Origin of the sequence: Variovorax stachyos, from assembly GCF_051400855.1 — a bacterium.
GTDB lineage: Bacteria > Pseudomonadota > Gammaproteobacteria > Burkholderiales > Burkholderiaceae_C > Variovorax.
This window is the reverse complement of sequence record NZ_JBLFFN010000014.1, coordinates 80782-102564: the sequence shown is the minus strand read 5'-3', so window position 1 is coordinate 102564 and position 21783 is coordinate 80782. Positions and strand designations below refer to the sequence as shown.

Below are 21783 nucleotides of genomic sequence, written 5' to 3'. Positions count from 1 at the left end.
TTGCCCCGAGAAATGAACAAGCCGGCGATTGTCATCGCGGCCGGAGAGTCCCGCCGCTTGCTGGGGTTTGCGAGCCCGGGTCCACTCGCGACGGGGCTCAGCCTGCCTTCGACGGAATGGAATACGTCCCCACGGCATGTGCCACGACTTCGCTGCGCCCCTCCGAATAAAGGCTGACCTCGCCGACCGCCAGCGAGCGACCCAGCTTGATGAGCTTGCAGACGCCGATGACGCGCGCGCCGGCCTCCGGCTTGCGAAGGAAGTTGATGTTCAGGCTGGTGGTCACCGTCAAGGGAACGATGCCGATTTCACCGAGGATCGCCACGTACAGCGCCACGTCGGCCGTGGCCATGAGGACCGGCCCGGAGACCGTGCCGCCGGGCCGCAGCTCGGCGGGCCCCACCTCGTGTGCGACGGTCGAGCCGGCATTGCCGGCTTGGAGGACGGTGCACTTCGTCTGCGGAAACTCGCGTGCAATGAACGCTGCGATTTCTTGCGTGGTGGCCGGCATGGCGATCAGGCCTGCCCTGCCTTCACCTTCAACCGCCACGCATGCAGCAGCGGCTCGGTGTACCCGCTCGGCTGCTCCACGCCCTTGAACACCAGGTCCCGCGCCGCCTGGTAGGCCGCCGAGGTCTCGAAGTTGCCTGCCATCTTCCTGTAGAACGGATCGGCGGCGTTCTGCTCGTCCACCACCGCGGCCATGCGCTGGAAGGTGGCTTCCACCTGTTCCTTCGTCACCACCCCGTGCAGCAGCCAGTTGGCGATGTGCTGGCTCGAGATGCGCAGGGTCGCGCGGTCTTCCATCAGCCCCACGTTGTGGATGTCAGGCACCTTGGAGCAGCCCACGCCCTGGTCGATCCAGCGCACCACGTAGCCGAGGATGCCCTGCACGTTGTTGTCGAGCTCCTGCTGGCGCTCGGCCGCCGTCCACTTCACCTCGGGCGCGACCGGCACCTTCAGCAGGTCGGCGAGGATGTTGTCGCGCTCGGCGTCGGCGTCGATCTTCTCCAGCTCCTTCTGCACCTCGGCGACGTTCACGCGGTGGTAGTGCAGCGCATGCAGCGTGGCGGCCGTGGGCGAAGGCACCCAGGCGGTGTTGGCGCCGGCCTTCGGGTGGCCGATCTTCTGCTCCAGCATCGCGGCCATCAGGTCGGGCATGGCCCACATGCCCTTGCCGATCTGCGCCTTGCCGCGCAGGCCGCACGAGAGGCCCACCAGCACGTTGTTCTTCTCGTAGGCCTGGATCCAGGGCGTGGTCTTCATGTCGCCCTTGCGCAGCATCGGGCCGGCGCGCATCGCGGTGTGCATCTCGTCGCCGGTGCGGTCCAGGAAGCCGGTGTTGATGAAGGCCACGCGCGCCGCCGCCTCGGCGATGCAGGCTTTGAGGTTGACGCTGGTGCGGCGCTCCTCGTCCATGATGCCCAGCTTCACCGTATTGGCCGGAAGGCCGAGCATCTGCTCGACGCGGCCGAACAGCTCGCTGGCGAAGGCCACTTCGGCCGGGCCGTGCATCTTCGGCTTCACGATGTAGACGCTGCCGGTGCGCGAGTTGCCCTTGCGCTTCAGGTCGATGGTGGCGATGGTGGTGGTGATCACCGCGTCCATGATCCCCTCGGGGATCTCCTTGCCCTCGCCGTAGAGGATGGCCGGGTTGGTCATCAGGTGGCCGACGTTGCGCACGAACATCAGCGAGCGGCCGTGCAGCCTGACCGGCTTGCCGTCGGCCCCGGTGTACTCGCGGTCCGGGTTGAGGCCGCGGGTAAAGGTCTTGCCGCCTTTCTGCACTTCCTCGGTCAGCGTGCCCTGCAGGATGCCGAGCCAGTTCGAATAGGCGAGCACCTTGTCCTGCGCATCGACCACCGCCACCGAGTCCTCGAGGTCGAGGATGGTGGACAGCGCCGCCTCGAGCACCACGTCGCTGATGCCGGCCGGGTCGGTCTTGCCGATCGGCGTGTTGCGATCGATCCGGATGTCGACGTGAATGCCGTTGTGCCTGAGCAGCACCGAGCTGGGCGCCGCTGCATCGCCCTGGTAGCCGACGAACTGCGAGGGGTCGGCCAGCGGCGTGCTGCTGCTTTGCAGCGCGATCAACAGCTGGCCGTCCTTCACCGAGTAGCCGGTTGCGTTCCTGTGCGAGCCGTTGGCCAGCGGCGCGGCCTGGTCCAGCACCTCGCGCGCGAAGGCGATCACCTTCGCGCCACGCACCGGGTTGTAGCCCTGGCCCCTGTCCGCGCCGCCGGTCTCGGCAATGACATCGGTGCCGTAGAGCGCGTCGTACAGCGAGCCCCAGCGTGCGTTTGCGGCGTTCAGCGCATAGCGGGCGTTGAGGATCGGCACCACGAGCTGCGGGCCGGCCTGCAGCGCGAGCTCGGCGTCGACGTTGGTGGTGGTGGCCTTCGCGCCCTTGGGCTGCGGCAGCAGGTAGCCGATCTTCTCGAGGAAGGCGCGATAGGCCGGCATGTCGGCGATCGGGCCGGGATGGGCCTGGTGCCAGGCGTCCATCTCCGACTGCAGGCGATCGCGCTCTGCGAGGAGCGCGATGTTCTTGGGGGCGAGATCGCCGACGATGGCGTCGAAGCCCTTCCAGAAAAGCCCGCTGGCGACGCCGGTGGCCGGCAGCACCTGGTCTTCGATGAAGCGATGGAGTTCGGTGGCGACCTGGAGGGCGTGGACGGTCGTGCGGGCGGTCATGGTGAGCTACTCCTTGAATCAAGACGGAAGAATGCAGTCGACGACTTTATTCGATACCTGGTTGGCGAGTAAGGGCCTCAAGCGTGAATGATCAGTGACCAAAATAGAGGTAATCACCTTGCGCACGCTTGCGAACGCACAGGCAAAGGGTAGGCCCCGATAGGCAGCCTGCAAAGGGTCCATATATTTAACTTCTTAAATAAGTCGGCCCTCGCGATGCTCCTTCTGGCTTCCAACGAAAACCCGCTCGGCATGCCCGAGTCTGCCCGCCGCGCCGCAGCCGCCGCGCTCCAGGGCGCAGGCAACTACCCGGACGGCAATGGCACCGCGCTCAAGCATGTGCTGTCGGCGCGGCTCGACGTGCCGGCCGACTGGCTGGTGCTGGGCAGCGGCTCCAGCGAGATCCTCGAGCTGGCGGCCCAGGTCAGTGCCAAGCCGGGCGAGCATGTCGTTTACTCGCAGTACGGCTTCGTGGTCTACGGACAGGCGGCCGCGCACGCACACGCGCGCAGCACCGTGGTGCCGGCGCGGGACTTCGGCCACGACCTGGACGCCATGCGCGCCGCCATCGGCGACGACACGCGGCTGGTCTTCGTCGCCAATCCCAACAACCCCACCGGCACCTTCATCGAGGCCGCGCCGCTGCTCGCCTTCCTGGAGGCGGTGCCGCCGCGGGTGACGGTGCTGCTGGACGAGGCCTACGGCGAATACCTCGCGCCCGCGCAACGCTACGACAGCGTCGCCTGGGTGCGCCGCTTCCCGAATCTCATCGTCGCGCGCACCTTCTCCAAGGCCTACGGGTTGGCCGGGTTGCGCATCGGCTACGGCGTCGCGCAGCACGCGCTGGCAGCGCGCCTGAATGGGCGGCGGCCGCGCTTCAACGTCAACACGCCGGCGCAGGCCGCAGCCGTGGCGGCGCTCGCCGATCCAGCCTTCCTCGCGCGCAGCTACCAGCTCAACACCGCCGGGCGGGCGCGGCTCGAAGCGGGGCTGCACGAGTTGCGGCTCGCGTCGATCCCCTCCTCGGGCAACTTCCTGATGGTGCAGGTCGGTGAAGGCCGCACCGTGCACGCGCGCCTGCTGGCCGCGGGCATCGAGGTCGCGCTGCTCGACAACTACAGCCTGCCGCAGTGGCTGCGCATCACCGTCGGACTGCCAGAGCAGAACGAGGCGGTCCTGACTGCGCTGCGCGACGAGGCGCCTGCGCGCTGAACGCGCCCGGAAGACCCTCGGACGACGAGAAGACCCACCCCATGAAACGCCGTCACCTCGCCGTGCTGGCCGCGAGCGCGCTCGCCATCCCGCTGGCTTTCGCGCAGGAACGCAGCACGCGCATCCTGATCGGCTTTCCGCCAGGCGCTTCGGCCGACGTGGTGGCGCGCCTGCTGGCGGACGGGATGCGCGTCTCGCTCGCGCAGAACGTCGTGGTCGACAACAAGCCCGGCGCCGCCGGCCGGCTCGCGCTGTCGGAGCTCAAGCGCTCCGCCCCCGACGGCAGCACGCTGATCTTCTCGCCCAGCGGGGCTATGGTGATCCATCCCTGGCTCTATTCGAACCTGGGCTTCGACACCGCCAAGGACTTCACCCCCATCTCGCTGGTCAGCACCTTCGACCTTGCGGTGACGGCTGGCCCCGGCGCGCCGGCGGGACCCCAAGGCCGTGCTGGCCTGGATGAAGGCAAACCCCGGCAAGGCGAACTACGCCACCTCGGGTGCCGGCACCGTGCCGCATTTCGCCGGCCAGCTGCTCTCGCAGGCGGCCGGCGTGCCGATGACCCATGTGGCCTACCGCGGCGGCGCGCCTGCCGCGCAGGATCTGATCGGCGGACAAGTGCCGCTGATGGTGGACGGTGGTCGAAACCATCGAGCACCATCGCGCCGGCAAGGTGCGCATCCTGGCCGTCACCGGCGCGCAGCGGAACCGGGCGCTGCCCGAGGTACCGACGCTGAAGGAGGCGGGGATCGAGGTCACGGCCGATGCCTTCTTCGGCCTCTACGGACCGCCGGGCATGCCGAGCGACCTGGTGCAGCGCATCGACCGTGCGGTGGCCGAGGCCCTGCGCGTGCCCGAGGTGCAGGAGCGGATCTACAGCCTGGGCCTGGTGCCGGCGCACGGGGGCCCGGCCGAGCTCGCCGCCATTGAGGCAGCGCACCTGAAGCGTTGGGAGGGGCCGATCAAGGCCTCTGGCTTTAAGGCCGAGTGAGCCCCTTCAGACCTGTCCACTGAGCCGCCGCGCGGCGGCGCACACCGGCTCGATGTGCCGCTCGTCGTAGCGGTGCGCCGGCATGGTCAGCGTGAGCGCAGCGGCCAAACGGCCGTCGGCATGGAAGACCGGCGCCGAGATGCCGGCCAGCTCGGCCGAGCGGTCGCCGACCAGCGCACAGTAGCCCTGCTCGCGGATCTGGTCGTAGAGCTTGCGTGCCTTCCCGCCTTTCGGGCGCTCGGCCTCGGGACCGAAGGCGATGAGGACACGCGCGCCCACGCCTCGGTCTGCCGGCAGCAGATCGCCGGGGCGCACATGGTCGCGCACCACATGCGGCGAGTCGACCCGGTAGAGGCACAGCCTGCCCCAGTGCTCGCCCTGGTCCTGGCGCACGTGGTACGCCGCGCTCTCGCCCGTGGCCGCGACCAGGTCGCGCAGCACCGGCGGCACGATGCGGTCGAGCGAGAAGGCCGCTGCGTAGAGACCGTGCAGGCGAGCGATCTCCGTGCCGAGGGCATAGCGGCCGTCTTCCCGGCGGCGGATCAACCGTGCATGCTCCAGCGAGGCGAGCAGCCGCAGCACGGTGCTCTTGTAGAGCTGGGTCCGTTCCGCGAATTGCGCCAGGCTCAGCGCCTCGTCGCCGGGCTGGAAGCAGGCCAGCAGGCTCAGCGCGCGATCGACCGCGGCAGCGCCGCCGGGGGCGGCATCGAGGTCGGCGATCGATTCGGTCAGCGCTTTGCGGGGCATGGTCGGCTTGACAGTGAAGGATGAGCCAGGGTCTAATTCAGTGTGACAGAATATAGTTCTGTACAACAGAACGGTCAAGCAGATCACTTTTAAACGCTTCCAAACACTTCCAAACGCTTCTTCAGGAGACAAGCCCGATGACGAGCCCCGACGTGCTGATCAGCGAGGTCGGCCCGCGCGACGGCCTGCAGTCCGTCAAGGCGACGATGCCGACCGCCGACAAGCTGCGGTGGATCGACGCGCTCCACGCCGCCGGCGTGCGCGAGATCGAGGTCGCCTCCTTCGTCCCGGCCCGCCTGCTGCCGCAAATGGCCGATGCCGCCGAAGTGGTGCGCCATGCTGTGACGCTGCCCGGGCTCACCGTGATGGCGCTGGTGCCCAATCGCAAGGGCGCGGAGGCTGCGCTCGCGGCGGGCGTGCACAAGCTCACCATACCGGTGTCGGCCAGCGCTGCGCATTCGCTGGCCAACGTGCGCAAGACGCGCGAGGAGATGGTCGAGGAGGTGCGCGCCATCGCCACGCTGCGCCGCGAGATCGCGCCCCAGGTGAAGCTCGAGGCGGGCATCTCCACCGCCTTCGGCTGCACGCTGCAGGGCGCGGTGTTGGAGGACGAGGTCATCCGCCTCGCGGTGCAGTGCGTGGCAGCGGGTGCCGACGAGGCGGGCCTGTCCGACACCGTCGGCTACGCCAACCCGGCGCAGGTGCGGCGCCTCTTCAGGCGCCTGCGCGCCGAGCTCGGCGACAAGGCCGGCGCGGCCCACATGCACAACACCCGCGGGCTGGGCCTGGCCAACTGCCTCGCGGCCTTCGAAGAGGGCGTGCGTACCTTCGACGCCTCGCTCGGCGGCCTGGGCGGCTGCCCCTATGCGCCCGGCGCCTCGGGCAACGTGGTCACCGAGGACCTGGTCTTCATGTTCGAGGCCATGGGCGTCTCCACCGGCATCGACATCGGCAAGCTCATTGCGGCGCGCGCGCCGCTCATCGCCGGCCTGCCGGGCGAGCCGGTCTACGGCATGACGCCCGAGGCCGGCCTGCCCAAGGGCTTTGCCCAAAAAACCCAAGGAACCGCACATGCCTGACAGCACCACAAAGCCACTGCCCTACGCCGGCGTCCGCGTCGTCGAGTTCACCCACATGGTGATGGGCCCCACCTGCGGCATGCTGCTGGGCGACCTCGGTGCCGAGGTCATCAAGGTCGAGCCGGTCGAGGGCGACTCCACGCGACGCCTGCTGGGCTCCGGCGCCGGCTTCTTCCCCACCTTCAACCGCAACAAGAAGAGCATCGCCCTCGATCTCAAGAAGCCCGAGGGCATCGAGGCCGCGCTGCGCCTGATCGCCACCGCCGACATCGTGAGCGAGAACTTCAAGCCGGGCACGATGAAGAAGCTGGGGCTGGACTACGAAAGCCTGAAGAAGCGCGACCCGCGCATCATCTACGTGAGCCACAAGGGCTTCCTGCCCGGCCCCTACGACCACCGCACCGCGCTCGACGAAGTGGTGCAGATGATGGGCGGCCTGGCCTACATGACGGGCCGCATCGGCGACCCGCTGCGCGCCGGCACCAGCGTCAACGACATCATGGGCGGCATGTTCGGCGCCATCGGCGCGATGGCGGCGCTGCGCCAGCGCGAGCTGACCGGCGAGGGCTGCGAGGTGCAGTCGGCGCTGTTCGAGAACAACATCTTCCTGGTCGCGCAGCACATGATGCAGTTCGCGGCCACCGGCAAGCCGGCCGATCCGATGCCCAGCCGCATTTCGGCCTGGGGCGTGTACGACGTCTTCACCGTGAAGGACGGCGAGCAGATCTTCCTGGCCGCGGTCAGCGACAAGCAGTGGACCATCTTCTGCAAGGCCTTCGGCCTGGAAGACATGCTGGCCGATCCGCGCCTGAAGACCAACAACGACCGCGTGCTCGCGCGCGACTGGATGATGCCGATGCTGCGCTCGCATCTCGCGGGCTACAGCGCGGCCGAGCTCAGCGCCGTGTTCGAGCGGAACGAACTGCCCTTCGCCCCCATCGCCAAGCCGCACGAGCTCTTCGACGACCCGCACCTCAACGCCACGGGCGGCCTGGCACCGGTGCGCATGAACGACGGCAGCGAGTCGAAGGTGCCGCTGATGCCCTTCACCTTGGGCGGCGAGCGGCCGGGTATCCGGCTGCAGCCGCCGCTGCTGGGAGAGCACACGGGAGAACTGCTGCGCGAGATCGGCTACAGCGAGGCGGAGATCGCCGCGCTCAGGCAACACAACATCACTTTCGGAGACTGACACATGAGGACATCGATTCGCGCGGCGCTCGGCGCCGCGGCGGCCGCCTGCGCGCTTGCCGCTGCCGCCCCAGCCCAGGCCGCTGACTGGCCCGACAAGCCCGTGCGCCTGGTGGTGCCCTACGCACCCGGCGGCACCACCGACTACGCGGCGCGCCAGATCGCGCAGAAGCTCACGGAGCAGTCCGGCAAGTCCTTCTACGTCGAGAACAAGGCCGGCGCCAGCGGCACCATCGGCGCCGATCTGGTGGCCAAGGCCGTGCCGGACGGCGGCACCTTCCTCGTCAACGACACCACGTACGCGATGCTGCCGCACCTGTTCAAGAAGCTGCCGTGGGACCACGCCGTTGGCCTGGTGCCGGTGACCACCATCGTCGACGCGCCGCTGGTGCTGGTGGTCGGCACGGCCTCGCCCTACAAGGCGGTGCAGGATCTGGTCGACGCCGCGCGCAAGAGTCCCGACAAGCTCACCTTCGGCTCCGGCGGCGTGGGCAGTTCCACGCATCTCGGCGGCGAGTTGTTCAAGCAGCATGGCAAGCTGGCCCTCACGCACGTGCCCTACAAGGGGGCTGGCGAGGCGATGCTGGGCGTTGTCTCGGGCCAGATCGATGTGCTGGTCACCGCCGCGCCAACCGCCATCCCGCAAGTCAAGGGCGGCAAGGTGCGCGCGTTGCTGGTCACCTCGCCCAAGCGGCTCGACGCGCTGCCCGAGGTACCGACCAGCGCCGAGGCTGGCATGAAGGCCTTCGCCGCCACCAACTGGTTCGGCATTGCCGCGCCCAAGGGCACGCCGCAGGCGATCATCGACAAGCTCCAGGCCGAGGTGAAGAAGGCACTGGCCTCGCCGGAGCTGGTCAAGCGCTTCGCCGAGCAGGGTGCGTCGCCAGGAGGCATGGCAACGGCAGAGTTCCAGACCTTCTTGAAGCGCCAGACCCAGGACTGGAGTGCGGTCATCAAGGCGGCCGGCGTGCAGCCCGAGTGAGCGGCGCGCATGTGGAACCTGAGCTTCGCTCCCCCGGACGTCCTCGAGGCCCGGGTGCTGACACGGCTGCCCGAGTCCTTTCGCGAAGCGCGCCGCACCGACTGGGTCGATGCCAACAAGTCCGGCCATGTGATGGACAGCTTCCTCGAGGGGCCGGCCTTCGACCGCGCCGGCAATCTCTACGTGACCGACATCCCCCATGGCCGCATCTTCCGCGTTACGCCGGCCCTCGAATGGGAACTCGTCGTGCAGTACGAAGGCTGGCCCAACGGATTGGCGATCCATGCGGACGGGAGCCTCCGGATCGCCGACTATCGGCGCGGTATCCTGAAGCTCGAAGCGGCGAGCGGCGACATCACGCCGGTGCTCGCGCATCGAAACAGCGAATCTTTCAAGGGCGTGAACGACTTGAGCTTCGACGCCGAGGGGCAGCTCTATTTCACCGACCAGGGCCAGACAGGCCTGCACGATCCCACCGGCCGCGTCTACCGCCTGGGCACCGACGGCAAGCTGGACCAGCTGCTCGCCAACGCACCCAGCCCGAACGGCATCGCGGTCAGTGAAGACGGGCGAGTGCTCTTCCTCGCCGTCACGCGCGGCAACCAGGTGTGGCGCGCGCCGCTGCTGGCCGACGGCAGCGTTTCGAAGATGGGCGCTTTCCAGACCTTCTTCGGCAGCAGCGGCCCTGACGGCCTGGCCCTCGCAGCCGACGGCAGCCTCGTGGTAGCCCATGCCAGCCTGGGCGGCGCCTTCGTGCTGAATGCGCGCGGCGAACTCACGCACTTCGTGCGCAGCCCCGCGGGCCAGACGGTCACCAATCTCGCGTTCCGGCCCGGCACGCGCGAGCTGGTGATGACCGAATCGGCCACTGGCAGCGTGCTCGCGGCCGAGCTGCCGATGGCCGGCGCGCCGCTGTTCTCGCACCGGCCTTGACCATCAGGAAAAGAGCAAGGGCCGGCCCAGCGTGACGGCGAGTCCGACCAGCCCACAGGCGCCGAGCAACGGCATCACGCCGATCTTGAAGCGGAAGAGGGCAAGGGCTGCCGCCACGACGATGAGGGCCGAGACCCAGTCGAATGGGCCGGTGAAGCCCTGCGGCCAGAGCACGTGGTAGGCGAAGAACAGCGCCAGGTTCAGGATCACGCCCACCACTGCCGCGGTGATCGCCGACAGCGGCGCGGTAAAGCCCAGCCTGCCGTGCGTGGCTTCGACCAGCGGCCCGCCGGCCAAGATGAAGACGAAGGAAGGCAGGAAGGTGAAGAAGGTGACCACCGCGGCCGCCAGCGCGCCGCCGAGAAAGAGGGCCTCGGGCCCGAGCACCTGCCGGAGCCAGCCGCCGACGAAGCCCACGAAAGCCACCACCATGATCAGCGGGCCGGGCGTCGTCTCGCCCAGGGCCAGGCCATCGATCATCTGCGCACCCGAGAGCCAATGGTGCTGCTCGACCGCGCCCTGGTAGACGTAGGGCAGAACCGCGTACGCACCGCCGAAGGTCAGGAGCGCGGCCTTGGTGAAGAACCAGCCCATCTGCGTCAACGTGCCCTGCAGGCCCTGCGTGGCGACCAGCGCACCCATTGCCAGCGCCCACATTCCCAGCCCGACGGCCAGCAGCTTCGCCAGTCGGGCGCGCGAGAAGCGCGCATGCGGGGGTGTCGGCGTGTGGTCGTCGATCAGCGCCGGACCGTAGCTGTGCTGCGCGCCGCCATGGCCGCCGCCGAGGGCGAACACCGCCGGCGCGCGGCGCGCGCCGAAGTGGCCGATCAGCCCGGCCGCGAGCACGATCGCCGGAAAGGGCATGTGGAAGGCAAAGATGGCCACGAAGGCCGCTGCCGCGATGCCCCACATCCACCAGTTCCGCAGCGCCCGCGTGCCGATGCGGTGCGCCGCGTGCAGCACCAGGGCGGTGACGGCCGGCTTGATGCCGTAGAAGAGGCCCGCCACTGCCGGCACGTCGCCGAAGCGCAGGTAGATCCATGACAGCGCAATCAGGATGAACAGCGAAGGCAGCACGAACAGGGCACCAGCGACGATGCCGCCCCAGGTCCGGTGCATCAGCCAGCCGATGTAGGTGGCCAGCTGCTGCGCCTCGGGGCCGGGCAGCAGCATGCAGTAGTTCAGCGCGTGGAGAAAGCGCTTCTCGCTGATCCAGCGGCGGCGCTCGACCAGCTCGGTGTGCATGATCGCGATCTGCCCTGCCGGCCCGCCGAAGCTGATGAAGCCGAGCTTGAGCCAGAAGCGGAAGGCCTCGGCGAAGGTGGCAAGGGCGGGCGCGGCGAGCGCTTCACCCATCTTGTCGGGGGCGGCGCTCACGAGGAGCGCTCCGCCTGCGGTGCTCGGGTCTCGCTCGGACCAGGGCGGCCCGTCATCCATGGGTGGCATCGACGTTTCATTGCTCTCCGATTTCGGTTGCATAGGGGCACGCGTCATGAAGGCGGCCTTCTTCGCCAAGTCACGTCATCTTCCACGGTGGAACCAAGCCGAAGGATCCGTTACTCAGCGGGATAACCACTACCCCAGAGGAGCGACACCAAGATGACCGCTCAATTTGGTCACAGCCTCGACCAGTATCTTGCCTCGGTGGAGCGGGCGCCCACGTGCGTCAGCGCCGATGGCAGCCTCGCGTTCGACGCCGGAGAGCGACTGCAGGTTCACGCCGCCACGCTGCCGGATGGCCGGGTCGAGCTGTTTGCGGGCGCAGGCTACGTGCGCGCCGAGCTGCTGCAGGCCATCGTGGAAGCCGACGAGGATGACGATTTCGACGACGATGAGCCGGGCCACGTGCAGGACATCATGGCGCGATGGACGGGCGAGGGTGCGCACTGGGCCGTCGACGTCCACCGAGAGACGGGCCTGCTGACCTTGTCCATGATCATCCCCGCCCTTCCCCACGGTCCGGGCGAATGGCCCGGCGTGCTGGATGCATTCAGACGCACCGCCGATTCGTGGATCGCACGCCTCCACCGCGAGCCACCCGATCCGTTGCCGCACGCGGCATCGGACTGACCGAGATCGGCTCGGGCGCGTTCCTGCGCTGCTGAGCTGGCAGAAGCCGGCTTGCTTGCAAGCGCTCTACGTTTCCAACCTACTTCAGATGGGCAATTACCGTGAGATCTCTCTCTACGCTATTGGAGAGGACGCAACGCCTCTCGACCGAATCGACTGAGTCGACCGAGTCGACCAAGCGTTCAACATTCGAATCAAACCCGCTGCCAGTCGCTTCGCCACGACAGCCCGGAGACAGGAGACATGCGGTCAAGCCACTTCCGGCTCCGAGGAAAGCGGATGCCGCCGTCAATGGAGGCATGTGCTGTCGTCGCTGAAGCAGGTCGAGGGCTTGATCATCGAGCCCGACCGCATCGTCTTTCCTTCGATGCTTGACGGCCAAAGCCGGCACGTCATCGCTAACCTCATCACGGATCTGGTGGACGCGAACTGCCTCAGTCCCTGAATCGGGCGCTGGAGCACCAAGTTCCCGGCGGAACCCATGCTTCTGCTGGGAGTGAAAGCGATCGATGCTGCCGCCGCAGACAGCCTGCGCGGCGGCGCGGATGAACTGCTGCATCGATTGAAGTACCCCGTGGCTCAGGACGCCCTGAATACCATGCTGCAACTTCAAGTAATTCAAGTGAATGGCACGCCTCTGCTGTCGGATGGCGACTTGCACAATGTCCTGCGCGCCATGTTCAGCGACGAGCAACTGGGACGCGACACCTTCATCTGGATGGGAGGGGTCGATGATCCGGCCAGAAGGGTGGCGCTGCACGCAGCAGCGGCGCAGGCGCTCATCAGCCTTGCGGATGATTCGTCTCCCGTGCAGGTTCTATCCGGATCGTCCTGCGAACCATGCCGTAGGTGAAATGGTGCGCATGTTCGCGTACCGTGTCCTGCGCCTCCTGAAGATCGGCAAAGACGTCGAGGCCATGACGGGCGAGGTAGCGTGGCTTCAAATCTCGTCGAAGATTGCCCCTGCCCCCCGCCGCAGCGAGATCGGATCGGGCATGGGCTACTGCCTTACTAAAAATCCGCGCACCCATTGCGCCGCTCCGTGTCGACGCAGTTCGTGAGGTTGGGCCGCGAGCGCACCCGCGACCATTCGCGCGCGAGCACGTCGCCTTCCTGCGCGGCGCGGTCGCCGTCCAGCGGCCCCGTGGCCAGGCAGATGGGGGCAGGCCCGATGTTGCGGTCGTACAGCCAGGTGCTCGGGGTCTCCCGCACCAGGTCCGGCTTGATCAGCTCCGGCAGTGCCCCCACGGTCAGCACGCCCGGCACCACGTTGACCGCGTAGCCCTCGGCCGAGGTGAAGCTGCCGTTGATCGGGTAGTTGCCCGGCAGGCTGAAGGACGTGGCCGGGCTGGCGAGGGTGCCCGCGAAGCCCGCGCCGGTGTCGCCCAGGATCAGGCCCGTGATGCTGTAGGTGAACAGCGAATTGGGCTGGCCGGCGGCTCGCGCGGCACTGTGGACCCGCACGGTCGCGGTGGGCTGCTGCGCATAGATGAAGTGGTTGTCTGCTGGCGTCACGGTCACCGTGCACAGGCCCAGGTAGGCGCAGTGATAGAGGTTGGGCAGCAGGCCCGAACCGGACAGCCCGCCACGCATCTCGCCGACCCACGTATCGGCCCACACGCGCCACGGCGCGCCGGCAATGCCGAAGCTGCCCAGGTTCTGGAAGCGTGCCGCAGCCACCAGGTCGGTGCTGGTGGTGCTCGTGACGTTGGTGCCGAGCGAGAGGTCGCCGCTCAGCGTGCGCACCAGCACCCGGTCGGCGCTCACGGTCGTGCCCGTCACCGTCTGCGGCAGTTGCGTGGCGGCATCGAAGCCGGTGACCGAAGGCGTGCTCAGCGCCAGCGCGTCGGCGTCGGTGTATTCGAAGCGGCCGGCCGCGCCGCCGCCCACTGCCGCGACGTTGTTGCCCGCCTCGGTGAGCAGCACGTTGCCGCCGCTGGAGCGCGCCAGCAGCGCTCCGGCCGTGATGGTCGCGCCGGCGGCCTGCGTGATGTCGCCCGCGCTCAGCAGGCCCAGCTGCGGCGTGGCTACCGGCGCGCCGAGCCGGATGTTGCCGCCCCCGCCGTTGTGCAGCGTGAGCGCCGACGCCAGCGCCAAGGGCCCCACCACGGTGATGTCGGCTGCATGCGTGTTGCTGCCGGCTACCAGGGTCGGCGTGGTGATCTGCCCGAGCTCCCCGGCGGAGACTGCGAAACCGGTGCTGGCAGTGCCGCCGATGGCGATCGGCACGTCGGTGCGGTCCAGCGCATTGCCTGCAAGGTCGACGCCGCCGGGCCGCAGGTCGAGCGCATTGCCGGCACGCACCGGGCCGCCGATCACCAGCGCATCGGTGCTGCCGTCGTTGACCGCGCGCAGCACCACGTTGCGGTTGCCGTCGATCTGGCCGGGCGGCCCGGCCGTGGGCGCGGGCGAAGGCGCGACGTTGACGCCCGCGCCGTTGCCATCGGACTGCCCGGTCACGCGGATATCGCCGCTGCCGGTGGTCTGCAGCAGCGCGCCGTTGCTCAGCATCACGCCCGAGCCCGCCGGACCGCCGGCCAGGCGCCGGGCGGTGATCGTGATGTTGCCGTTGGCGGTGCGCAGCGTCTCGCTGTCGATCAGCACGCCATGGGTCGGTGTCTGCGCGGCGAAGGTGCCGATGCCGGTCACCGACATGTTGCCGCTGGTGGTAGTGAGCGTGCCGACGCTTTCGAAGTTCTCAAGCTGGACGCCGGTCCCCGCACTGTGGCTGCCGAAGATCGAGATGTCGCCGGTGGCGGTGCTGATGACGCTGTTCTGGACGAAGACCGCGCCGACGCTGTCCGCGGCCGGATCACCAAAGGTGCTGATGCCGCGCAGCTGCACCGCACCGCCCAGCCCCGCGTCGCTGCCGCCGGTGTACGCGCCGGCCACGCCGGGCGCCAGCTGCTGGTTGCCGGTGCGCGTGTCGATCAGCGCCGTCGTCAGGCAGATGCTGCACATGCCGTTGCTGGCGTTCGCCCAGGTGCCGTTCATCGCGACGTTGCCGCCGTTGGTGTAGATCGAACCGCTGTAGCTGACCTGGCCGCCGCCCACCGCGGCGCCCGCACCGTTCGCGTCGGCGTTGAAGATCACGTTCAGCGGATCGCCCACCGAGGCGATGACCGAGGCCGTGTTGCCGCGCACGCTGCGGTGGGCATCCAGCTGCAGGGTGAGCGGGCCCTTGCTGGCGCTGTACTCGATCTGCACGTCGTCCATGAAGATGTCGCCGGTGCCCGGCGCGCCCGCCGCAGGATTGCCGGTGGTGATGCGCACGCTGGTGCCGCTGTTGAGCGCCGCGTTGATGTCGCCGTCCTGGATGATCGAATCGGCGATCGGCACGAAGGGCGTGCCGGGCAAGGTGCCCGCGGCATTGCCGTTGACGATCGTGACGTCGAAGGGATCGACGAGCCACTGCCCGGCGGTCCCCTTCGGCGCCGAGGCATCGGTGCGCAGGCCCGCGAGGTCGATGCCGCCATTGTTGTCGCCCGCGGGCACCGCATAGCCGCCCGAGGTCTCGATGAGGCCGCCGTTGCCGCCGGCGGGCCCGCCCTTGGCCGTGATCGGACCGTAGGCGCGCAGCGTGCGCTCGCCCAGCACGCGGATCTCGCCGCCGTTGCCGGCGGCAGTGGCGTCGGCACCGATGCGGGTGCCGGCGGCAACGGCGATGGCGCCGGTCTGCGGGTTGCCGCCGACAGCAGTGGCGTGCAGCTGGATGCGCCCGCCGCCGGCAGCGCCGCTGGCATCGACGATGCCGCTGTCGTTCGGCCCCGGAATGCCCGCCGGCAGAGCCACGAAGGGCTGCAGCAGGATGGTGCGCCCTGTGATGTCGATCTTGCCGCCCTGCAGGCCGGCCTCGTTGCCCGCCGCGGAGAGCAGGCCTCCGTCGAGGGTGACGCCGGCTGCCGAGCTGCCGCTGTCGAGCACGATCTCCCCGTTGCGCGATGCCAGCGTGTCGGCACGCAGCACGCCTCGGGTGTTGACCACGCCATTCCCCACCTCGCTGCCGCCGGTGACCATCAGCACCACCCGGCCGCCGTCGGCCTGCACCAGGCCGCTGTTGGTCGCATTGCCGTAGAGGCCCGGTGTCACCTTGAAGGTGGTGAGCCCGTCGCCCGCGAAGTCGACGGTCACCGTGTTGGCGGACACCAGTGCGGCCGTGCCGCCTTGCGCCACCATGCTGCCGCTGTTGACGGTGTTGGCGCCGATCAGCGCGACGGTGCCGCCTCCCGTCGCGGTGATGCTGCCGCGATTCTCGACCGTGTCGAACGCGCCGCCCACCTGCTGGAACACCAGCCGCTCGCTGCCGCCCATGAAGTCCGCGTCGCTGGTTCCCATCGCCAGCGTGGAGGCGACCATGCCGCCGACGTTCACCGTCGCGCCGTTCGCGAACAGCACGCCGTTGGGGTTGACAAGGAAGACCCGGCCGTTGGCTGTCATCGAGCCAGCGATGGTCGAGAGCTCGTTGCCCGTCACGCGGTTGAGCAGCACGCTGCGCGGGCCTGCCTGCTGCGTGATGTTGACCGCGTTCCCCGGCCCGATCGAGAAGCCCTGCCAGTCGATGATGGCGCGCGGCGTGGCCTGCGTGATCGGCAGGATCGTGCCCGCGGGCGAAGGCAGTCCGGCGGCGGTGATCGGCATGTTGCCCGGCCCGCTGCCCACCGCGACCGTGCCGCCGCGCACGATGAAGTTGTTCCAGGTCGGCAGCTGCTGCGCCGGCGCAAGCGCCGCGACGCTCATGCAGGCGAGGGCCAGCGCCACCGGGCGCAACGGGAAACGCGCGGGCCGTGTGCGTTCGGTGCGCCTTGGCTTCGGTTGGGAGTTCATGTCAGAAGGCCTTTTGCGCTTGCACGTAGAGGCGCGGGTTGCGGCCGCCGCCGTCGGTCTGCGCCGGCCGGGTGCCGTCGCGCCAGGCCAGCGTCGCGTTGATGGCGAAGTTGCCGGGCCGCGACCACGACAGGCCGATGCCGTAGCCGCGCAGGCTCAGCCGGTTGACGCCGTCGAAGGGCGTGGGGTCGTGCGCGAGCTTGCCGCGCGCTGCGTCGTAGAACACGAAGGGCGTGAGCGCCTCGTTGTAGGACCAGCGCCATTCGACGGTGCCAATCCAGCCCTGGTCGGCCAGCAGCTCGCCCGAAGGGTAGGCGCGCACGGCTCGGGCGCCGCCGAGCGCCAGCTTCTCGGACGCATCGAGGTTCTTGCTGGCCCACTGGCCGCCCAGCGAAAGAAACAGCGAGTGCCGCGGCATGACCGACTGCAGCCGCGAGACCAGGAAGCTCAGCTTGGTGAAGCTGCCTTCGGTGCGGTGGCCGCCGATGCCCTGGTCGAAGGCCAGCGTCAGCGGGTCGCGGATGTCGAGCTTGCCGTGGTAGAGCGTGCCGGAGCTCGCCCAGTAGCCGCCGCCCAGCACCTGGTCGCGCCGCTCCCAGGCCCAGCCCAGGCCGAGGCCGTGGATCCGCTTGTCGGAGCTGAGGTTCACGGCGCCGAGCTCGTCCTCGAGCTTCTTGGTGTCGGCCGAGAGGCGCAGGAACAGGTTCTGCCGGCGCTGGCGAATCAGCGGGTAGCTGAGCGACACGTCGAACACGTCGGCCCGGCCCCGCGCGTCCAGCTCGGCGAACTGGCCGCCGAGCTCGTAGCGCACCCGCGCCAGGCCGATGCCGGCGCGCAGCCCGCTCGCGCCGATGGGCGCCTCGTAGGCGGCGCGGCCGAACCACAGCCCGTCGTCCGACACCATCGCGCGCAGGTCGAGGTTGTCGCCGATGCCGGCCGGACCGAGCCAGCGTGCCGTGCCGCCCACACGATAGCGGCCCGACTCCTCGGTGCCGTGGTTGTCGGCTTCCGCGGTGAAGGCCCAGCGCGGCCCGGCCGTGACCTCGACCGTGAGATCGGTGGTGCCGGGCTGGGTGCCTTCCTGCAGGGCGGAGGACACGCGCACGCCTGGCTGGTCCGACAGCAGCAGCATCGCGCGTTCGTAGCGGTCGCCGCTGAGGGCCTCGCCCGGCTGCAGCGGCGCTAAGAAGGCGCGCACGCGCTGCTCGCCGATCGGCGCATCGGGCGCGACGGCCACGTCGACCTTGCCGAGCCGGCCCTCGATCACGCTGATCTCAACGATGCCGCCCTGCACCGTCTGCACCGGCACGATGGCCTGCGCGAGGAAGTAGCCTCGCTCGCGGTATCGGGCGGTGATGGCCTGCGCCAGCGCCTCCAGGTCGGCCAGCGTGACCTCTCGGCCGATGTAGGGGCGGGTGATGGCCTGCAGCTCCTCGCTGCCGAGCGTCTGCGCGCCATTGAGCCGCAGGTCGTTGAGCCGGAAGCTGGCGACGGGCGCGGGTGCGGGCGGCGCCGGCAGGCTCTGCGGCGCGGCGGGTGCCTGCGCCACGGGGCGGTCGCAACTGCCACACGGGTCCTGGCTGGGCGCGAGCGTGACGGTCTCTTCGCCGGCCGCGTGCACGCGCGAGGCAGCCAGCGCCAGCGCCACCACCACGAGCGAGGCGGCGGCGAGCGCGACGGGACGACGGATCTGCGGGGGCCTCGACAGCGCGCGTGGCCCCCTCATGCCGGGCTCCCCACCTTGAGCCGCCAGTTGCCGATCAGGTTGAACGGGGCCCAGAAGAAGGGATGCGACATGCGGGGTTCTTTCAACACGGCGAGCTGGCCTGCCTGCATGGCCTGCTGGATGTCGCGACCCTTGGCCAGCTCGGCGTAGAGGGTGCCCATGAGGACGGCGGTGGCATCGTCCGAGACCGGCCACAGCGAAGAGATCAGGCTGCCGGTGCCCGCGGAGAGAAAGGAGCGGGTGAAGCCCAGCACCTCGTCACCCTGCGCGATGCGGCCCAGGCCCGACTCGCACGCCGACAGCGTGACCAACGCGTTGCCCTGCATGGGCAGCCCGAGGATCTCGTGCGCCTCCAGGAAGCTCTGCCGGCCGCCCTCGTTGGCCAGCAGGATGCGCGAATAGAGCGGGTCGACCTGGTCGGCCTCGGCATGGGCAGCCACATGCATCAGCGGCGCGCGCGCGGCAACGTCGCGGAACTGCGTCTTGGTCGCCGCGGCGCCCATGTAGACACTGTTGCGCGGGAACAGCTGGGCCAGCTGCTTGACCTCGACTTCGGCGCCGGGCAGGTCGTACTTGTCGTCGATGCGCGGATTGCCGAAAGCGGTGAGCACCGCATCCGCGCGCGGGGAGCGCTGCGCCAGCTGCACCGCAATGCTCATGGAGGGCGCGACGGAGACCGGATGGGTTTCGATCAGGTAGCGGCCGTCGACGCGCAGCGCCTGGAAAGGCAGGTAGTGCAGCGGCCCGTGCGGCACGATCACCAGCCGCTCGCCGGCCCTCAGGTTCAGCGGCGCGATCAGTGCGGCGCCCAGCTTGTCGGCATTGGCGATGGCGGCGCGCCGTCCGCGCACCACCGAGTTGCGGAAGGTCTCGACCAGCTCGGCGAGGTCGTCGCGCTTGATCGCGAAGCTCCTGGCCTCGATGCCCGCCGGGCTCACGACCCAGGCCTGCAGGCGGTCGGGCAGGGCATGGAACTGCAACACGCGCTCATCGGGCGCCAGCGTGCGCTGCAGCGTCGCGAGGTCGACGGTGGCGGCGGCCTCGCTGTTCAGCCGCGCCCGGCCGCGCACTGCGTCGAGCAGCGCGCGCGAGCGGCTGCGCTCGCTGAGCTCGAAGGCCTGGCGCGCATCGCCCACCTCGCTGTAGAGGTCCACTCCGCGCTCGAACACCGATTGCAGGTCCGAGAACAGGCCCATCTTGAATTCCTCGCTGCGGAACTTCGCGCGCACCGCATCGACGCTGCCGAGCGCGCGGCCCACCGCATCGGCCGCCGCCTGCTTCTGTCCGAGCGCGAGCTCGCTGCGCGCCACGCCGTCCCAGGCCCAGAGGCGGTAGTAGCCGCTGTCGGTGCCCACCTGCCGCGTGGTGAGCTGCAGGTAAAGGTCGCGCGCCTCGGCCGGCTTGTTCTCGGCAAGCAGCAGCCGCGCCCGGGTGCGCTCCAGTTGCGCGGCAAGCGGCGCCTCGCGCGGTGGCGGCAGGGTGCCGAGCAGCTGGCGCGCGCGCGGCGCATCGCCCGATTCGATCAGGGCGTTGACCAGCGAGGACTGCACCAGCGGCGCGTAGCGGTGCGAGCTGCTGGCGAGCGCGGTCTCGTAGCTGGCGACCGCGCCGGCGTAGTCGCCGCGCCGGGTCTGCACGTCGCCGATGACCTTGTTCGCCGGGCCCACGACCAGCTTGGGGTCGCGCGCCGGATGCTTGAGCGCCTCGCGTGCGAACTCTTCGGCTTTTTCCAACTGGCCCGAGTAGCTGTAGACGATGGCGAGGTCACGATTCGCCATCGCGAGCAGGTTGGGGTCGCGCGTCGTGTTGGCCAGGTGCAGCGCCTTGCTCGCGGCGCGCACGCTCTGGCGGAATTCGCCGGCCTCTGCCAGTGCCACCGCCTGGCTGCAGTACTGGTAGCCCGAGAGCTTGGGACTGTCCTGCGCGTAGAGCACCGCGCCGTCGCTGGTGAGTGCCAGCAGCGTGTCGGTGTCGGCGAGCCGCGCCTGTTCCTGCCTGCTGGCCGCCGCCTCGGCGTCGGGTGCCTGGGCCAGCGCTCCATGTCCGCCGAACAGCGCCGCGAGCCCGAGGGCGCCTGCTCCGATCCACCTGCGCGCATGCGCTCGTCCGAATCCCGAAAGACTTTGCATTCGACCCCCGCGCGCGGCCCCTGCGGCGCGCTTGCGTACCGCCGGCACGCGGAGTGCGCGCCCCTCGGACCTCGTCGGGGGCGAGTCTAGGAGGGGGGTCGGGGAGGGGCTATTCGCAAGACGGTCTAGCGCGAAGGGCGTAGGCGGCGCATGGGTGGCCTTTGAAGCGTGTGAGGCGACACCGCCCTACAGGCGCCGTCAGGCGACGCTGACGCTGCGGCCGAGCCTGCGCCCAATCATTGAGGCTCCAGCAAGCGTCCCGCACGGGACCGCTGAAACCCAAGGAGTACTTTCATGGCAGTGAATACCGAAACCCTGGCCTCCGACGACGTGGTGGACATCCTGAACGACCTGATCGAGAACTCGCGCGACGGCGAGTACGGCTTTCGCACCTGCGCCGAAGAAGTGGAGTCGGCCGAGTTGAAGCGCCTGTTCAGCGACCGCGCCGCAGCCTGCGCGCAGGGTGCGAGCGAGCTCGTGCAGCTGGTTATGGCGTATGGCGGCAAGCCGGCCGAGGGCGGCACCGCCACCGGTGCGATGCACCGCGGCTGGGTGCATGTGAAGGGGGCGGTCGGCGCCAACAGCGAACTGTCGATGCTCGAGGAATGCGAGCGCGGCGAGGACGCGGCCGTGGCGCGCTACCGCAAGGCCCTGAAGCAGAACCTGCCGGCCGACGTGCGCAGCGTGGTCGAGCGCCAAGCCGAGGGCGCGCAGCGCAACCACGACCAGATCAAGATGCTGCGCGACCAGGCGCGCGCCCGCGGTTGAGCGAAGAGGGGGGCCGCGCAGGTCGAGCGGCCTCCTCCAATTGAAGGATTCCGAGCGGCGAATTCGACCAATGGCCAGTTCCGCCGCGCCCGGGTGCTCGCGAGAATCGCCCCAGCGAACCCTGGGAGAACAGCGATGCAACCGGCAGTTGAAATCACCAAGCGGGGCGACCGCAACTTCAATTCGTATGTGGGCATCGGCGACGGGACCTGGCGCTACGCGCGCGAAGGCCTGGCGTCGTTGGCCCAGTGCCTGCAAGACGCTGCGGCGGCCCTGGGCCGCGAGTTCAGCTATGCCACCGTGAGCGTCGACAACATCGTGATCGGCAGTTATCCGGTCGCGGTGATGGAGCATCGCGCGGTCGAGGTGGCTGACGAACTGCAGGTGAAGTTGTCGAACCGGCGCACGCGCTATCTCGCTTGAGCGCTTCCCTGGGATCT

The 21783-nt window shown here is 69.3% G+C and carries 18 protein-coding genes and 2 pseudogenes; 13 read left to right on the top strand and 7 right to left on the bottom strand.

What is annotated here, in order from left to right:
• Positions 1-97: 97 nt before the first annotated feature.
• The gene (locus ACMGEZ_RS22250; RefSeq protein WP_436824446.1) at positions 98-511 is read right to left on the bottom strand and encodes a PaaI family thioesterase; all 414 of its coding nucleotides are present in this window, start codon (positions 509-511) and stop codon (positions 98-100) included.
• 5 nt (positions 512-516) lie between these two features.
• Positions 517-2694, bottom strand: coding sequence for a malate synthase G (locus tag ACMGEZ_RS22245; protein WP_436824445.1), 2178 nt, complete (start codon positions 2692-2694; stop codon positions 517-519).
• Positions 2695-2910: 216 nt separating this feature from the next.
• Between ACMGEZ_RS22245 and hisC the strand changes: the two genes are divergently transcribed.
• From hisC to ACMGEZ_RS22225, 4 genes and pseudogenes are all read left to right on the top strand, one after another.
• Complete coding sequence (gene hisC, locus ACMGEZ_RS22240; protein ID WP_436824444.1) at positions 2911-3906, top strand: histidinol-phosphate transaminase; 996 nt, start codon at positions 2911-2913, stop codon at positions 3904-3906.
• A 41-nt stretch (positions 3907-3947) separates the two neighbouring features.
• A pseudogene (locus ACMGEZ_RS22235) lies at positions 3948-4277 on the top strand (tripartite tricarboxylate transporter substrate-binding protein); the annotation flags it as partial.
• 88 nt (positions 4278-4365) lie between these two features.
• Positions 4366-4479: pseudogene (locus ACMGEZ_RS22230) on the top strand (Bug family tripartite tricarboxylate transporter substrate binding protein); the annotation flags it as partial.
• Between the two features lie 64 nt (positions 4480-4543).
• On the top strand, positions 4544-4897 hold the full coding sequence (locus ACMGEZ_RS22225) for a tripartite tricarboxylate transporter substrate-binding protein (RefSeq protein WP_436824443.1): 354 nt from the start codon (positions 4544-4546) through the stop codon (positions 4895-4897).
• 6 nt (positions 4898-4903) lie between these two features.
• On the opposite strand, the gene ACMGEZ_RS22220 is transcribed toward ACMGEZ_RS22225, so the two are convergent.
• The gene (locus tag ACMGEZ_RS22220; protein ID WP_436824442.1) at positions 4904-5644 is read right to left on the bottom strand and encodes an IclR family transcriptional regulator; all 741 of its coding nucleotides are present in this window, start codon (positions 5642-5644) and stop codon (positions 4904-4906) included.
• A 137-nt stretch (positions 5645-5781) separates the two neighbouring features.
• Between ACMGEZ_RS22220 and ACMGEZ_RS22215 the strand changes: the two genes are divergently transcribed.
• From ACMGEZ_RS22215 to ACMGEZ_RS22200, 4 genes are read left to right on the top strand one after another with little or no spacing between them, the layout of a single operon-like run.
• Positions 5782-6723 (top strand): hydroxymethylglutaryl-CoA lyase, encoded by a 942-nt coding sequence (locus ACMGEZ_RS22215; RefSeq protein WP_436824441.1) that lies wholly within the window; start codon positions 5782-5784, stop codon positions 6721-6723.
• Positions 6716-7912: a CaiB/BaiF CoA transferase family protein gene (locus ACMGEZ_RS22210; protein WP_436824440.1), complete on the top strand. Its 1197-nt coding sequence runs from the start codon at positions 6716-6718 to the stop codon at positions 7910-7912. The genes ACMGEZ_RS22215 and ACMGEZ_RS22210 overlap by 8 nt, the downstream gene beginning before the upstream one ends.
• Before the next feature lie 3 nt (positions 7913-7915).
• Positions 7916-8893: a Bug family tripartite tricarboxylate transporter substrate binding protein gene (locus ACMGEZ_RS22205; protein ID WP_436824439.1), complete on the top strand. Its 978-nt coding sequence runs from the start codon at positions 7916-7918 to the stop codon at positions 8891-8893.
• A 9-nt stretch (positions 8894-8902) separates the two neighbouring features.
• Positions 8903-9826: an SMP-30/gluconolactonase/LRE family protein gene (locus ACMGEZ_RS22200; protein WP_436824438.1), complete on the top strand. Its 924-nt coding sequence runs from the start codon at positions 8903-8905 to the stop codon at positions 9824-9826.
• 3 nt (positions 9827-9829) lie between these two features.
• On the opposite strand, the gene chrA is transcribed toward ACMGEZ_RS22200, so the two are convergent.
• A complete protein-coding gene (chrA, locus tag ACMGEZ_RS22195) occupies positions 9830-11182 on the bottom strand; it encodes a chromate efflux transporter (protein WP_436824485.1) in 1353 nt (450 codons plus the stop codon).
• A gap of 243 nt (positions 11183-11425) precedes the next feature.
• Here chrA and ACMGEZ_RS22190 point away from each other — a divergent pair, with 243 nt between their 5' ends.
• The 3 genes from ACMGEZ_RS22190 to ACMGEZ_RS22180 all read left to right on the top strand — a co-directional run bounded on the left by ACMGEZ_RS22190 (position 11426) and on the right by ACMGEZ_RS22180 (position 12749).
• Positions 11426-11896 carry a hypothetical protein gene (locus tag ACMGEZ_RS22190; protein ID WP_436824437.1) on the top strand — a complete coding sequence of 157 codons (471 nt, stop codon included), beginning with the start codon at positions 11426-11428 and terminating at the stop codon, positions 11894-11896.
• A gap of 301 nt (positions 11897-12197) precedes the next feature.
• The gene (locus tag ACMGEZ_RS22185; RefSeq protein ID WP_436824436.1) at positions 12198-12341 is read left to right on the top strand and encodes a hypothetical protein; all 144 of its coding nucleotides are present in this window, start codon (positions 12198-12200) and stop codon (positions 12339-12341) included.
• A gap of 36 nt (positions 12342-12377) precedes the next feature.
• Entirely contained in the window at positions 12378-12749 is a 372-nt protein-coding gene (locus ACMGEZ_RS22180) for a hypothetical protein (protein ID WP_436824435.1), read from the top strand.
• A gap of 158 nt (positions 12750-12907) precedes the next feature.
• Here the strand turns inward: ACMGEZ_RS22180 and ACMGEZ_RS22175 are convergent, their stop codons facing one another.
• Genes ACMGEZ_RS22175 through ACMGEZ_RS22165 form a run of 3 tightly spaced genes read right to left on the bottom strand, consistent with a single transcriptional unit; the run spans position 12908 to position 20575 of the window.
• Positions 12908-16720 carry a beta strand repeat-containing protein gene (locus ACMGEZ_RS22175; protein WP_436824434.1) on the bottom strand — a complete coding sequence of 1271 codons (3813 nt, stop codon included), beginning with the start codon at positions 16718-16720 and terminating at the stop codon, positions 12908-12910.
• Between the two features lies 1 nt (position 16721).
• Positions 16722-18446 (bottom strand): ShlB/FhaC/HecB family hemolysin secretion/activation protein, encoded by a 1725-nt coding sequence (locus ACMGEZ_RS22170; RefSeq protein WP_436824433.1) that lies wholly within the window; start codon positions 18444-18446, stop codon positions 16722-16724.
• Entirely contained in the window at positions 18443-20575 is a 2133-nt protein-coding gene (locus tag ACMGEZ_RS22165; RefSeq protein ID WP_436824432.1) for a CHAT domain-containing protein, read from the bottom strand. The genes ACMGEZ_RS22170 and ACMGEZ_RS22165 overlap by 4 nt, the downstream gene beginning before the upstream one ends.
• Positions 20576-20869: 294 nt before the next feature.
• Between ACMGEZ_RS22165 and ACMGEZ_RS22160 the strand changes: the two genes are divergently transcribed.
• Both ACMGEZ_RS22160 and ACMGEZ_RS22155 read left to right on the top strand, forming a co-directional pair.
• Entirely contained in the window at positions 20870-21343 is a 474-nt protein-coding gene (locus ACMGEZ_RS22160) for a ferritin-like domain-containing protein (RefSeq protein ID WP_436824431.1), read from the top strand.
• A gap of 135 nt (positions 21344-21478) precedes the next feature.
• Positions 21479-21766, top strand: a complete 288-nt coding sequence (locus ACMGEZ_RS22155; RefSeq protein ID WP_436824430.1) for a hypothetical protein — start codon at positions 21479-21481, stop codon at positions 21764-21766.
• Positions 21767-21783: the final 17 nt, after the last annotated feature.